Raw genomic sequence first — 15,087 nt, 5'->3', positions numbered from 1 at the left:
GGGGTTAAGGGTCGGGAAACTCGCTTACGTCGATTTCGCCTGATATGAGTTTAGGCAGGAGGAGGTCGCGGATTTTGCGGAGTATATTGTTTTTTTTCTGTAAAATACGCACTTGTTTTAAAATTGGGTTTGCAATTTCATTAAATAACGATAGTGTAGTTAAATTAGGTTTTAACATCCTAAAGTTTTTGACAGTAATCTGATTTATATTTTGTTGAGCTGCCCCAGCTCTTAACTCAATAAGTTCTGTTCTCCTTACCAGAAGAGTCAAAAATGCATACTCGAAACCGAAGAACTTTTTACTCGAAATAATCGCACAACATGCCTGATTAGTTGTGCTAGGAAAATCAAGGATTCCTAATGCTCCAATGGTTGCTCCATACATTGCAACGAGCACGGTTTCCTTTTGAAAAAGTTTTGCTGATGAACTTTTCAATCCTTCTTCAGTTATCTTTTCATTGGTTTCAAAAATGAATCCATCATTAAGCTCTTGTGTTTTTACCCAGTTTATATTGCCATCAAAAAAAGCAGGATTTTTTCTACTTGGAGTTCCACCTGATGCGGTTTCATACAAAGATTGAAGAGCAACAACCTCCCACCCTTCAGGAATCAACCCCAGCTCACTTTCAACCAATTTGATATTTTCATGATTAGGAAAGCGAAAGTGTACAAACCACTCTTCATAAATCCGCCGTGCCATCTCTTCTAAAATCTGAATCCGCCGTGTGTTGTTTTCGATAAGGTCATCATAAGCAGAGAGAATCGAGGCGATTTTTTGTTGTGTGGGAATACTAGGAGTTTTTATCGTAAAATTACGAATAGTTTTTGCGTTAAGATTTCGCTGAGAGCCACCTAATGCAAGACTAATTAATTTTTCTCGATTAAACATCAATGAATAAAACAAAAATAGGGGAATACATTTAGTTTCATCAAGTATCATGGCACAACATGCTTGGTTAGTAGCAGCAGAATGTTTAAGTATTCCTAAACTACCTATTGTTCTACCATCTCCATACATAGCTAATAAAACTGTTTTTGAAGGAAAAATTTTAGCTGATGATTTATCAATAGCTTCAAGGGTAATCTTCTCAGAGCTTGAGTTAATGTACCAATCTTTTAACTCCCCTGTTTTTATCCAATTAATCGTACCATTTTCATAAAAGCTTGGATTCTTTCTACTTGGTGTTCCTCCGCTCGTTATTTTCAGACAAAGTTCTTCGATCTTATTTGATTGCCATTCTTTTTGCATTTCTTGTTTATCTAACATAAGTTGCTTTTATTATCAGTTTTTAATTAAGTATAAAGCAGGTTAAGGCAATGCCCACCCTACGATTTTTTGAACTATCCCAACAACCCCGCAATATTCAACGCTATTTTCCCCTCTAACTCCCGCGCCTCCGCATTCAACACTTCCAACTCCTCGTTTAATTCCTCCAACCGCTCCTTAAAATCAAACTCATCCGCGACCCGTTCCGCAACGCCCACATACCGCCCTGCATTCAAACTCCAGCCCTGCGCCTCAATCTCCGCAACCGTCGCCACCTTACACAAACCCGCCACATCCTGATACTCACGCGTGGGGAATTGCTCCAACAATAACGCCTCACTGCCCGCCACGGTTTCCACCGCCTCGCCCCGATACAAACGGACAATATTCGCTAAATACTCAATTTGCGCATCCGTAAAATCCCGATGCGCGCGGTCAATCTGGCGGAAAATATGCCGAGCATCAATAAACAACACCGAATCCTTACGCGCCGTTTTCACTTTACCTTTATCAAAAAACCACAAAGTGCTTGGCAAGGTCACGGTATAAAACATATTTGAACTGGTCGCCACCATCACATCAACAACACCCGAATTAATCAAAGTCTTGCGAATCTCCAATTCAGAACCCCGCGCATCACTCGCCGAGTTTGCCATCACAAAACCCGCCCGCCCTGTTTCATTCAAAGTTGTTGCAAATAACTGAATCCATAAATAATTAGCATTATCTGTGGTTGGCACACCAAACCCAAACCGCGAATTTTTAACCCGTTCCCTATCAACCCCGCTTTGATTAAACGGTGGGTTTGCCATCACAAAATCAAACCGTCCCAATGAATCATGCGGGTCATCATAATAAGTGTTTGCTTCGCGAATATCGCCTGATAAGCCATGAATTGCCAGATTCAACTTCGCCATGCGCAAGGTTTCCGCGACTTTCTCCACTCCAAAAATGCTTAACTCATTCGTTGGATTTTTCTGATGATTACGCACAAAATTTGCGCTATGTACAAACATACCCCCAGAACCACACGCAGGGTCAAAAATCCGTCCATGATAAGGCTCTATAATTTCAACAATTAAGCGCACCAAACTTGCAGGCGTGTAGAACTCTCCGCCCTTCTGCATGGTTTTCATGGCAAAACTGCCCATGAAATATTCATAAATCCGCCCGAATGCGTCCCCATCAATATTTAAAGGCGACAAGAGCTTTAACATTTCTATTAAAACAGTGTTGGGAATCCGTTGATAATTATGCGGTAATGCGCCTGCTAACTCGTCGTTTTCCGCTTCAATCGACAACATTGCCTCATCAAGGGCTTTACCGATATTTTCCCCTTCTGGCAAATTTAAGAGATGAGAAAAGCGCGCGGTTTCTGTTAAATAAATAACGCCTAACCGCTGATAAGATTCTTTAGAAATCCCCCGCCGTGCGCTAACAATGGTTGTTTCTAATTGTTGATGTGCATCATTAAAGCGTTTTTCGGCATAGCGTAAAAAAATCATTCCTAAAACGGGCGCGGCGTATTCATTCGGTCTTAACCCCGTATTTGCCCACATTTGGTCAGCGGTTGCCCACAGTTTTTTTTCAATTTCGTTTAAATCGGTTGGCATAATATCGAGCTATGGTTATTTAAAATCTTGCTAGTGCTTAAGGAGGCCAATGATAAATCATTTTCCTGATGAAAGATTGTCTAAATCAGAATTTAAAAGCACGATTTAAAAATAGTATGGATACCCGCACTTCAAGCGAGGTTATCTGTTTTCATTGTGAAAGTGGTCTTTTCGCTATCTACGGGTTTGTCTTTTAAGTTGTTAAGATTCTGTTTGAACATTTCAATCGAGCTTGCGTCATCACGCATAAATAGAGAGGACTTAATCATGACACATACACCGCTTTCTGGATTAAATAAAGAAGAATTACAGCGGATTATCGACGAAAAACCATTTTTACATGTCTATGGATTTCAAGTTGATTCGGTTAGTGAAGGTGTTTGTGTTCTGCGCGTGCCTTTTAATCATGCGTTTGAAAGACCGGGCGGTGTTGTCAGTGGTCCTTTATACATGGCGGCGGCAGATGCCGCCATGTGGTTTGCAATTTTAACTAAACTGCGAGATGCCGAAATGTCGGTTACATCTGAGATGACGACCGCTTTTTTAAAAGGGGCGAAAGAAGAGGATTTTCTCTGTAAGGCCAAATTAATCAAGGTTGGCGGACGAATTATTTTTGGAACAGCAAAATGTATGAATTTGCACGGAGAATTATTAACGCATCATACATTAAGCTATATTCGTCGTGGTGGATAAAAGCCAAAAGAGGCAATTGCATTATTTTCAGCCTTGCTTAGGCAAAGGCTTGAATGCCCGTTTGAGCGCGTCCTAGTATAAGTGCATGTATATCATGCGTTCCTTCATAAGTATTCACGGCTTCTAAGTTCATAACATGGCGAATAACATGATATTCGTCCGAAACACCATTGCCGCCGTGCATGTCGCGTGCAACGCGGGCAATGTCTAAGGCTTTACCGCTGTTATTGCGCTTTAGTAATGAGACAATTTCGGGGGCGCATTGCCCCATTTCCATCAATTGTCCCATGCGTAAACAGGCTTGTAATCCAAGCGTAATTTCTGTTTGCATATCGACTAATTTTTTCTGAATAAGCTGATTAGCCGCCAGCGGACGATTGAATTGTTGACGGTCTAAAACGTATTGTCTAGCAGCGTGCCAGCAAAATTCTGCTGCCCCCATCGTTCCCCATGCAATCCCATAACGGGCTAGGTTAAGACAGGTAAACGGGGCTTTTAATCCTGTTGCGTCAACTAATACATTTTCTGTCGGAACAAATACATCATTCATGACGACTTCGCCCGTTGGTGAAGCACGTAGGGAGAATTTACCCGCAATCGTTGGTGTGGATAAGCCTTGCATATTGCGTTCTAAGATAAATCCGCGTAACACACCCGTTTCATCTTTTGCCCAGACAAGCAATATATCGGCAATGGGCGCGCTGGTAATCCATGTTTTTGCACCATTTAACAAGTAACCACCAGAAACTGCTCGCGCTCGACTGTTTATACTGGCAGGGTCTGAGCCACTATCGGGTTCGGTCAGGGCGAAACAACCAACCCATTCACCACTGGCTAACGCAGGTAAATAGCGGGTGCGTTGCGCTTCTGTGCCATAAGCATAAATGGGATACATGACTAAACTGGATTGCACGCTCATCACTGAACGATAGCCAGAATCAACCCGTTCAACTTCACGGGCTATCAAACCATAGCTAATATAATTCAGTCCAGCACAGCCATATTGTGGGGGTAATGTGCAACCTAACAGACCTAACGCGCCCATTTCGCGCAGAATTTCACGGTCAAATTGTTCATGACGGTTGGCAAGTAAGACGCGAGGCATTAAGGCACGTTGGCAATAATCCTGTGTCGTATCACGGATTAAACGCTCTTCAGTGCTGAGTTGTGCGTCTAATAATAACGGGTCTATCCATTGGAATTGCGCTTTGGTGGCGTTTGTGTTCATTATTGTTATTAAATCAATGTGTTTTAGTAATGGTTTGTGCGAAGGCTTCAAATTCTTGCGCACCTTTGGAATGGGGTTCTAATTCATAAACGGCTAAACCTTCGCTAAAAGAACGACGATAAACCGTGCGTTGACATAAGCGTTTTTTTAAAACACTAATCCCTTGCAAAGTACACAATGCACTTTCTGTTTCTTCTGTTTCACGAATAGCTGTATTTGTATCTGCCCGATTAATAAAGGCAATAACGGCAGGTGGGGGGCGGTTAGTATTGATAAGGCTTGCAATAATGAGGAGAAATCGTTGTGTTGACCATAAATCTGCTTGACTTGGACAAACAGGAATAATGATGCGATTAGCCATCGATAACGCTTTTTTCATGCCGACCATGTTGGCCGCGCTAACATCCACAAGAATTTCTGCGTTATGGTCTTCTTTTTCGAGTTTGGCATAACGTGTGCTGACAGTCAGTGCAGGTTCATGTGCTTCTTCTCTACGCACTTGTATCGCATCACTCAAAGTACATTGTGGGTCTAAATCGTAAGTAATCACCGAGTTACCCGCTTGTAATAACCACAATGCAAGATTAAACGTAATCGTGCTTTTTCCTGAACCACCTTTTAAGTTGCCGATGACGGTTATCATGGCATTTCCTCCGCTTTTTGACAGCAAAATACCCCATTTATTTGCATAAACAGGGTATTAAATATTTAACCTTGGGGCATTAATTCCCGCAGTTCGCTGATAATCGCTTGCGCTCTGGAAATATAAGAAGACATGACCAGAGAATGATTCGCAAACAAGCCAAACTCAGAACCATTTAAAATCATAGGACTCCAAACAGATTTTTGAGTGGCTTCTAGCTCTTTTATTGCTTGACGCAACAGAGGCGTTGCATTTTTTGATTCTAAAATATCTTTAAAATCAAATTCTATGGCTTTTAACAAATGAATCAATGCCCAACTTGTGCCACGTGCTTCAAAGAATACATCGTCAATTTCCACCCAAGGCGTTTTTTCTTTTGAACTAGCAAGTTGTGGTGCTGTGCTTTGTCCTTTTGGGTCGCCTGCGAGTTCAATATTTAAGCGGGACTCGCCCACACTAGAGCTTAGGCGTTGCGATAAATTACCCAAGCGTAATGTCACTGTATCTAACCATAGTCGCAAACTATCCGCCCGTGCAGAGAATTGCTCGGATTTTTTTGCATCGGTGAGTTTGTGCAGATATTTATCTAATGCGTTAATTCCTGAGCGATATTCACTCTCTGCTGCTGGAAACATCCACGACATATTATCGACGTTAAACTTTGGTTGTGCAGTGGCTAATTCTGCATTTTCTTGCCCACCTGTGCGTGAGCGACTAAAATTATTTCGCATAACTTGGCTAAAATCACGAACTTGTTGTAATACACCAAATTCCCAATTAGGGATATTATCCATGAACACGCTAGGCGGTAATTTGTCGTTACTTAAATAACCCCCTGCCTTGTCTAATAGCCCACGCCGTGCAATTTCCATTAGGGTATAAGTGCTAATATAGCCCGTTACAATCGTTTCCTTATGATTAGTTGCGTATTCTTTTGCAACGGCTTCTACATCAAAAGGCGCAGGTTCTGTACTCCAAAAAATACTCAGGATAAAAAGCAAAATGATAATAAAGCATAAAACCCCTATACCCCGCCCAATATATCCCCAGTTTAAAAACCACTGAAACCACCCTATTTTCTCTGTAGTAGGCACTGAATCCGTCATTTTTGTTCTCCAATTAGGTTATCTAACTACACTATTAATAAGTTCAATTAGTTGGTTTATCTAGTGTTTTATAAAAATAAATGCTAACTACTTTATTTTAAGTCTAATAATAATGAATATATTCATTACACATGGGGTAAAAATACCGCATAATAAATATAACCAATTAAAAAATAGAATATAGTTGTATAATCAATATGCCATTGCAAAATAAATATTATTTATGGATACGATTTTATAAGGTTATATATTAAACTATTAGGCTTCAAAAATGTTTTCTCACCCTGTCTATGCCTTAACCCTAACGGAGGAACTATGCCAGCTCCAACGCTGACCTTACCTGTAAACGGTCAAAAAATTACAATTAAAGACAATAAAATGGTAGTACCCGATAATCCAATTCTGGGTTACATTGAAGGGGATGGTATCGGTCCTGATATTACAAAGGCTTGCTTACGTGTTTGGGATGCTGCTGTAGAAAAAGCCTACGGTGGAAAACGTAAGATTCATTGGATGGAATTATTCATGGGGGAAAAAGCCGCCCAGATGTATGACGGCAATATTTTTCCAAATGCAACCCGTGATTTATTACAAGATTTAGTTGTTTCCATCAAAGGACCCTTGACTACCCCTGTTGGCGGTGGTTTCCGTTCTTTGAACGTTGCCTTACGTCAAGATTTAGACTTATATTCTTGCGTGCGCCCTGTTCGCTATTATGAAGGCGTTCCCTCTCCTTTACGTCATCCTGAATTGGTTGATGTCATCATTTTCCGCGAAAATACTGAAGACGTTTACGCAGGGATTGAATACCAATCAGGTTCACCTGAAATGCGTAAAGTGGAAAAATTCCTCAGAGAAGAAATGAAAGCAAAATTCTTCGATGATTGCGGTCTGGGAATTAAACCCATTAGTCCTTTTGCTAGCAAACGCTTAGTCCGTAAAGCCATTCAATATGCCATTGATAACCATCGTGAAAGTGTCACGCTGGTACACAAAGGCAATATTATGAAATACACCGAAGGTGCATTCCGTAACTGGGGTTATGAAGTCGCGCGTGAAGAGTTTAGCGATTACACCATTACTGAAGAAGAGTTATACAGCAAATTTGGTGGCAAACAGCCAGAAGGCAAAATCGTCATTAAAGACCGTATTGCCGACATTATTTTCCAATTAATGCTGTTACGTCCTGACGAGTTCGATGTGCTTGCCACCATGAACTTAAATGGTGACTACTTATCTGACGCAATCGCTGCTGAAGTGGGTGGTGTTGGTATCGCCCCCGGTGCGAATATCAGCGACCACGTTGCTGTTTTTGAAGCGACACATGGCACTGCGCCTAAATACGCTAATTTGGATAAAGTGAATCCCGGTTCATTATTATTCAGTGGCGTGATGATGTTGGAATACTTGGGCTGGAAAGAAGCGGCTGATTTAATCACCCTTGCCTACCCACAAGTTATTGAACAAAAAGTAGTAACTTATGACTTTGCCCGTCAGATGGATGGTGCGGTTGAAGTATCTACCAGCGGTTTTGGTGATGCCTTAATTGCGCAAATTCAAGGCACTGCCAACTTTGAAGAATTACGTCATCAACGTCGTCAAGCCGTTGAGCAAGAACGTAAAGAACGCGAAGACAAACGGGTTGCTGACCCGCAAGCGGCAATGGTTGCTTCTGGACGCACACCCCATACCGTTGGCGACATCATGATTGCTAACTTAGTGTCTATTGACGGTAGCACGGTTGTTGAAGAAGCGATGCACTTAATGCGTAAACATCACATCAGTAGCTTAATTGTTAAGCCTGATGCGAATGGCAACTGGGGCATTATGACGCAAAAAGACGTGTTGACAAAAATCATTCACGCCAATCGTTCCCCTGCCAGCGTTAAAGTGTCTGAAGTCACCACCAAGCCGTTGCAAATGGTGCCTGTAGATACGTCTTTACATGATTGTGTTAGCATCATGACTGACAATAATATTCGTCGCGTTGTGGTTGAAAAAGACGGCGCGCCGATTGGGATTGTTAGCGATACTGATGTATTCCGCACCGTTGAAGAATTCGGTTGGATTCCAGAATAAAGCCGTTGATTCTTCAGATTTAACACAAGCCTTTAAAAACGTGTGATTGAAAAATAAAGCCCTCATACCTGTTGTAAAGTATGAGGGCTTTTTTTATCTGCATCATCAGCATTTGCGGGATTAGCAAGACTTTTGTATCTTAATATAGCTAACGCAACTTAAAAAGCAGCTTAATGTAACCTGAGTTCGGGATAAGAAATTCTCGTTCCCACGCTGGAGCGTGGGAACGAGATAAACCAATTAAATTTATTAATTTTTCCCTATTTCTTATCCCGAACTCAGGTTAATGTAGGGTGGAATAGCGTAGCGTATTCCACCATAAAACGCCAAAAATAGCTGAGTTTATGCAGAAAGCTTGCACTGTTGTGGAATACGGCTTGCGCCTATTCCACCCTACAATAATCATTTTAAAGTGCGTTAGCTATATAGATTAATGTTTTTTCAGCAATATTTACACTCGTTTCTCAGCGAATAAATTATCCAGCAATTTGGTTCTACCTATAAATTGCTACCGTAGGAAGAATGCAGAGATTGATAGAAGAAAAATGTAAAATCGGGTATAATGCTCGGTTAAAGTATTATTTTTATACCACACCACGCTAATCAATTAGCTATCTAAAAATTTCCCCGTGCTTTCCCATTATTAAATTACCTTACGTTTTTTAGAGAGTTTTCATGCTACCAACCATTGCCATTGTGGGTCGTCCTAATGTCGGTAAATCCACGTTGTTCAACGTCTTAACCAAAAGCCGTGATGCGCTTGTGGCTGAACAAGCGGGCTTGACCCGTGACCGTAAAATAGGACGCGGTAAAATCGGTAGTATGCCGTATTTACTGGTTGATACGGGTGGTTTGACAGATGCCAGTGATGGCATTGCGACACGCATTACACAACAGGCGTTGCAAGCAATCCAAGAAGCAGACAGGGTATTATTTGTAGTGGATGGGCGAGAGGGTTTAACCGCTATTGATGAGATGATTGCACAAAAATTGCGCGGTTTTAATACGCCAATTCATCTCGTTATTAATAAAACTGAGGGGATGCAATCTGAACTTGTTAATGTCGATTTTCATCGCTTAGGGTTTAATCCTGTTCATAGCATTTCAGCCAGTCATCAGCGCGGCGTAGAGGCTCTGATGGAGTCAGTGTTGGAGGATTTTTCCCCAGATGAGGAAGCGGATGAGGATGCGGAAGCGGCGGGTATTAAAATTGCGATTGTTGGTCGTCCTAATGTAGGAAAATCAACACTGGTTAATCGGATTTTAGGGTATGAGCGCGTTATTGCTTATGACCAACCGGGAACAACTCGTGATAGCATTTTTATTCCATTTGAACGGGATGGGCAAAAATATACGTTGATTGACACAGCAGGTGTCAGAAGACGCGCAAAAATTGCAGATGTTATTGAAAAGTATAGCGTATTAAAAGCATTGCAAGCCGTAGAAGCCGCGCACGTTGTCATTATGATTATCGATGCACGTGAGGGAATGACCGACCAAGACGCGAACTTATTAGGAAACGTGTTAGACAGCGGGCGAGCATTGATTATTGCCGTGAATAAATGGGATGGTTTAACGCAATCTGAACGTGAGCAAGTGCGTTATAATCTGAGTCGCAAATTACATTTTATTGATTTTGCAGAAATTCATTTTATTTCCGCTTTGCATGGTACGGGTGTTGGGCATTTGTATAAATCGGTCGATATTGCATGGACGGCTGCTCATAAACATGTAAGTACGCCTTTGCTAAATGACGTTTTAAAAGATGCGCTTACACGTAATCCCCCGCCTTTATCTCACGGCAGACGGATTAAAATGCGTTATATTCATCAAGGGGGACAACATCCGCCTTTGTTCGTCATTCATGGTTCGCAAGTAGAATCCGTTCCTGATGCATATAGACGGTATTTAATTCATTTCTTTCGGGATACCTTTGATTTACAAGGAACACCTATTAAGATTGAATTTAAACAAGGTGAAAATCCGTATCAAGGACGCAAGAATCCATTAACGGCACATCAAGCGAAAAAAAGACAGCGATTAATGCGTTTTGTCCGTCGGAGTAAGTAGTCGTACAAATTTAGATTTAAGATGAATGCGAAACTTATCTGATTTAGGATTGACAGAAAGTCAGGGTTTTTTAATCCTGTTTATTCTCAATAGCCTGATTCAGATAATGATTTTTATATATCCTTTCTTATTGTAAGAATTTCTATTTAGAAATAAATAGTGCCTCTCTCGCCCTGAATATCTGTCGTGATATAGTAATCACTCTTTAGTAACTACTTCCTTTACTATCAATACCATTTATCAGTTGCCTCTCTTGAATTTATCAATCAGGTAGAATCATAAAGTTAATTTGTGTTATGTCATCACGCAATGGCATCTTTGGTGAATGAGAGAATTACCCCTTAATTTAAAATGTTGTCTTATTCACTCGTGAGTGTTTGAAGGATATTGAAATGACAGTAATTCGTGTCTGCAACCGTATTATTTACCTCTGTTTGTTGTGTGCGGGGTTAGGACAAACAACGCTTGCGGCAGAATCCTCTGCCTCTGTTGCATCGTCAACAGCACCACCCCACCCCAAAATAGGCATTGCTTTATCAGGTGGAGGAGCGCGTGGTATGGCACATATTGGTGTATTAAAGGCACTAGAAGAACTTCATGTTCCTATTGATTATATTGCAGGTACGAGCATGGGGAGTGTTGTCGGTGGTTTATATGCAAGCGGTTTAACCACAAATGATTTAGATAAGGCGGCTTATGAAATCAATTGGGCAGGCATGTTTCGCAGTGAACCAGACCGAGAGCAATTAACCTATAGAGAAAAACAAAATCAACGCCGTTTATTTAACTTAGAAGCAGGTGTTGGGGCGCATGGGCTTTCTGTACCCAGTGGTTTTATTGGTGCGCAAGATTTATTTTTAAACTTACGTTATATGACACAGGGTATTAACGTTGATCATTTTGACCAATTACCCATTCCTTTTAAGGCGGTTGCAACCGATTTAAACTCAGGTGAGGCCGTTTTATTAGAAAAAGGTGATTTAGCCCTTGCACTACGCGCTTCTATGGCCGTACCGTTTGCCTTTTCACCCGTTGAAATTGATGGCAGAGTGCTAGTAGATGGCGGAATTTTAGATAATATTCCAACGGATGTTGTTAGACAAATGGGGGCAAATATTGTTATTGCCGTTAATATTGAAACCCCATTGGAACAAATAGAAGCAAATAGTTCTTTTTTAACTGTTGCAAAACAATCGCTTTATGTTTCTTTAATTCAAAATAGTCGTAAAGCCATGAAAGATGCAGATATGGTTATTATTCCTGACATTGCTGAATATGGCGCGACTGATTTTGCTAAAGCCGCAGGGTTAATCGCAAAAGGCTATGAAGCAACGATGAAAAAGAAAACCATGTTATCCTCTCTTGCCTTAAGCCCTGAAGAATATGAAAAATATAAATCAGCACTGCGTGTGCGGGCAACAAAATTTATCCCTTTTAAAGATGTGATTAAACCTGTTGCTATTCATTTTACGGGCAATAAACGCACAGATAGCCATATTCTGATGGCAAAGGCGGAAGGCTTGGTAGGACAAGCGGTTACTAAAGAACAGATAGAACATGTTACCCGCCGCATCATGTCACTCAATGAATTTGAACAAGTTTTTTATAAAGTGGAAAAAAATGCGCAAGGGGAAGATGAAATTTCTTTTGAGGTAAAAGAAAAAAGTTGGGGGGCGGATTATGTACGTTTTGGAATTAATGCCTCCACAACCTTTGATGCAAAAACGGATTTTAATCTTTTAATTCGTCATGAACGCTTAAATATAAATGCGTTAGGTGGCGAATGGATTAATGAATTAGCAGTGGGTACGAGCTATAGTTTTTTAACCCAGTTCTATCAACCCCTAGATTATAAACAACGTTTCTTTGTTGAACCTTATGCCAGTTGGATTAGAACCTTTCCCTCTATCTTCAAACAACAACAAGGGATTGGTGAGTACGACATCAGTGGTTTAAGACTGGGTGGCAATGTTGGGATGAATTTTGGCAACGTCGCCGTTGCAAAACTTGGATTGCAACACGATGATTTATCTTATAAATTGCGTATAGGAAATTCTGAGGAACTGCCTGTTGGACATTTTCAACGGACAGGCATTGTGGTTGATGTGGGTTATGACAGTTTGGACGATCGTGTTTTTTCCCTAAAAGGTACGAAAATTCGCTTGATAGGATACGCCTTTGAGGAATCTTTAGGGTCAGATGAAGATTATCAAAAAGTATCCTTGTATTTCCGCCAACATTTACCGATTGGCGACCAAGCAACACTTATGACCGATATTAATTTTGATTCTACCCTACGTTCAGAAGCACCTTCTTATGATAGTTTTAGCGCGGGTGGGATTAACTTATTAGCAGGTTATCCTGAAGGTGATATTGGTGGACAGCACGCATTAGTGCTTAAAGTGGGTGGATTATTTAAAACAGCGGCTTTACAACAATATTTACCGGGTGATGTACGCTTATTAACCTCACTCCATGCGGGGAATGCGTGGGATAAACTTGAAGATGTCAAATTAAATGATTTACTCTTTGGCGGACTAGGCGCGGTTGTTTGGGATAGCCCATTAGGCATGGTGTTATTTGGGACGGGCTACACAGAGGGGGGAAGTGTACGCTTCTTAATTTCGCTGGGTAATTTGTTTTAAGTCTGATATAACGCGGATACCACTGTTGCAAACGGGTGGTATCCGTGCGCGTTTTGCGAGAGAGATATGCATTAAAAAGCCAATTTTTCTAATGGCTTATCTAATTGTGCATAATACGCATTCATATAATTTAAGCCTTGATACAAAACCCACTGGCAATGCGCGATATAACGTGAAAAATCATACCCACCCGCCCGAAAAGTATCTGCATAGCCAAGCCAAATGACTAATATCGTGGGATAAAACAATAGTTTTTGCAATAAATTTCCACTGAGCCGACCTAATACGCCTTTTTCCCAATCCATTATCACTAACTGCTCCGCATGAAACCGTAAATGCGCGCGTTCATCCTGCAAAATATCGGCACAAATTGTTTTTAATAAAACAGAAGAAGTGCTTCGAGATAATGCGGTGTAATACACTTCGGCAGTCATCTCTGCGGCTTGTAACACCCTAATAGAAAAACGTAAATTAAACCGACGACGTAACCCCCGAAATGCGTTGTCTAAAAAATGATGTTTAACCGTTGGGATGCCCCATTTTTTCATATAGGTTGCCAATAAGTGTGCATGGCGTTGCTCTTCACGAATAAATAAGACTATTGCAGAAACATAATCCTCATCTTGTTGTTCTGCTGCATATTGTTTTGCAAAGTGTAATAGATTTTTTCCTTCAGAATATTCTACTCGTTGAAAGGCTTGAAGCGATTGTTGAATCACTGCTTGCTGTTCTGCGGATAGATTATCAGGTAGATACCAATCAATTTGTTGTGGGGTTTTTTGGTTGCTGATGAAATATTTTAACCAAGTTTGTGAATGTATTTTATTGAACATAATAAATATCCTCAAAAACGATGCTTTGGTTGAGCCATGTGTTTAAACGCGGTTAAAGCGGTAACAACATCGGGTTTTACCAATAATCGCAAAATTAGCCCTAATAACCACGCACAGCGAAGATAGGGATAAGCCCAATAACCAAGGTAAAAAAGTGGATGACGATGTAATTCAAGCCGTTGACTAATTGCTGGGGCAACAAAATAGGCTTGAAATTGGCACAATATCCAATAACGCCATTTTCCTAAATCTTGTTGATAAATATTATAAAATTTAGTGGTATAGAGGTTTTTGGTTAGTTGTGTTTGTATGTGTTGTGCGCGATATTCACAAAATGTTGCATAAGTTGGCGGAAAATCTTTAATTTGCATTCCCTGAGCAATAACGTGTATATCTTGATAATACGCTTCTATTTCACTTGAATTTAAGGTAGTTCTATGTAAATACTGATAACCTTGAATACCATATTCAACTAACATGCTTAAGACTTCGATAAAAGCATGATTAGAAATACTGGTTTCTTGCCTAGCTTCTAAACGCTGATGAATAGCACGAATAGCAATCAGCATTTGGGGGACTTGTTGTTTAGGAGAAAAAAACAGGGTTTGGTTGTATAAAAAGGTATTTACAAAGCGTTGTTGGGGATTTTGGGTAAAGGTTAAATTTTTGAACAACCAGTGATTTTCATGAATCAATGGGAATTCAGCCGCTGTACCAACATAAATCAAGAGAATATTCTCTATATCTCCCCAAATCTTACGGGTTATATCACTGCCAAAATAGTCGTTTTGCATAGTAGATAACTTTATATTGCAAAGTAAATAATTAAAATAAAAGACGATAATAGGGAGACTTATTGCATATAGTCTGATTGACACATTTATTGCTTAATAAACTAAAATGTGCGCAT

At 40.5% G+C, this 15,087-nt stretch carries 11 protein-coding genes; 4 read left to right on the top strand and 7 right to left on the bottom strand.

Annotated features, from left to right (window positions below; genetic code table 11):
* Positions 1-4: 4 nt before the first annotated feature.
* The gene (locus AL038_RS06945; protein WP_062150914.1) at positions 5-1,267 is read right to left on the bottom strand and encodes a restriction endonuclease subunit S; all 1,263 of its coding nucleotides are present in this window, start codon (positions 1,265-1,267) and stop codon (positions 5-7) included.
* 74 nt (positions 1,268-1,341) lie between these two features.
* Positions 1,342-2,880, bottom strand: a complete 1,539-nt coding sequence (locus tag AL038_RS06940; RefSeq protein WP_062150911.1) for a type I restriction-modification system subunit M — start codon at positions 2,878-2,880, stop codon at positions 1,342-1,344.
* A gap of 267 nt (positions 2,881-3,147) precedes the next feature.
* Here AL038_RS06940 and AL038_RS06935 point away from each other — a divergent pair, with 267 nt between their 5' ends.
* The gene (locus AL038_RS06935) at positions 3,148-3,573 is read left to right on the top strand and encodes a PaaI family thioesterase (RefSeq protein ID WP_062150909.1); all 426 of its coding nucleotides are present in this window, start codon (positions 3,148-3,150) and stop codon (positions 3,571-3,573) included.
* A 37-nt stretch (positions 3,574-3,610) separates the two neighbouring features.
* On the opposite strand, the gene AL038_RS06930 is transcribed toward AL038_RS06935, so the two are convergent.
* From AL038_RS06930 to AL038_RS06920, 3 genes are all read right to left on the bottom strand, one after another.
* A complete protein-coding gene (locus AL038_RS06930) occupies positions 3,611-4,801 on the bottom strand; it encodes an acyl-CoA dehydrogenase (RefSeq protein WP_062150906.1) in 1,191 nt (396 codons plus the stop codon).
* Positions 4,802-4,814: 13 nt separating this feature from the next.
* The gene (locus AL038_RS06925) at positions 4,815-5,444 is read right to left on the bottom strand and encodes a nucleotide-binding protein (protein ID WP_062150903.1); all 630 of its coding nucleotides are present in this window, start codon (positions 5,442-5,444) and stop codon (positions 4,815-4,817) included.
* A gap of 65 nt (positions 5,445-5,509) precedes the next feature.
* Entirely contained in the window at positions 5,510-6,550 is a 1,041-nt protein-coding gene (locus tag AL038_RS06920; protein ID WP_083991456.1) for a DUF2333 family protein, read from the bottom strand.
* Between the two features lie 315 nt (positions 6,551-6,865).
* Here AL038_RS06920 and icd point away from each other — a divergent pair, with 315 nt between their 5' ends.
* From icd to AL038_RS06905, 3 genes are all read left to right on the top strand, one after another.
* Entirely contained in the window at positions 6,866-8,629 is a 1,764-nt protein-coding gene (icd, locus tag AL038_RS06915) for an isocitrate dehydrogenase (NADP(+)) (protein ID WP_062150900.1), read from the top strand.
* Between the two features lie 675 nt (positions 8,630-9,304).
* Positions 9,305-10,699, top strand: coding sequence for a ribosome biogenesis GTPase Der (gene der, locus AL038_RS06910; RefSeq protein ID WP_062150897.1), 1,395 nt, complete (start codon positions 9,305-9,307; stop codon positions 10,697-10,699).
* A 392-nt stretch (positions 10,700-11,091) separates the two neighbouring features.
* Complete coding sequence (locus AL038_RS06905) at positions 11,092-13,344, top strand: patatin-like phospholipase family protein (protein WP_062150894.1); 2,253 nt, start codon at positions 11,092-11,094, stop codon at positions 13,342-13,344.
* A gap of 71 nt (positions 13,345-13,415) precedes the next feature.
* Here AL038_RS06905 and AL038_RS06900 read toward each other — a convergent pair whose 3' ends face one another.
* Complete coding sequence (locus AL038_RS06900) at positions 13,416-14,177, bottom strand: ferritin-like domain-containing protein (RefSeq protein WP_062150892.1); 762 nt, start codon at positions 14,175-14,177, stop codon at positions 13,416-13,418.
* Positions 14,178-14,188: 11 nt separating this feature from the next.
* Positions 14,189-14,971 carry an oxygenase MpaB family protein gene (locus tag AL038_RS06895; protein WP_062150889.1) on the bottom strand — a complete coding sequence of 261 codons (783 nt, stop codon included), beginning with the start codon at positions 14,969-14,971 and terminating at the stop codon, positions 14,189-14,191.
* Between the last annotated feature and the right edge of the window lie 116 nt (positions 14,972-15,087).

Source organism: Beggiatoa leptomitoformis (genome assembly GCF_001305575.3).
GTDB classification, from domain to species: domain Bacteria; phylum Pseudomonadota; class Gammaproteobacteria; order Beggiatoales; family Beggiatoaceae; genus Beggiatoa; species Beggiatoa leptomitoformis.
Note: the sequence above shows the minus strand (reverse complement) of the source record. Positions and strands in the feature narration are given on the sequence as shown.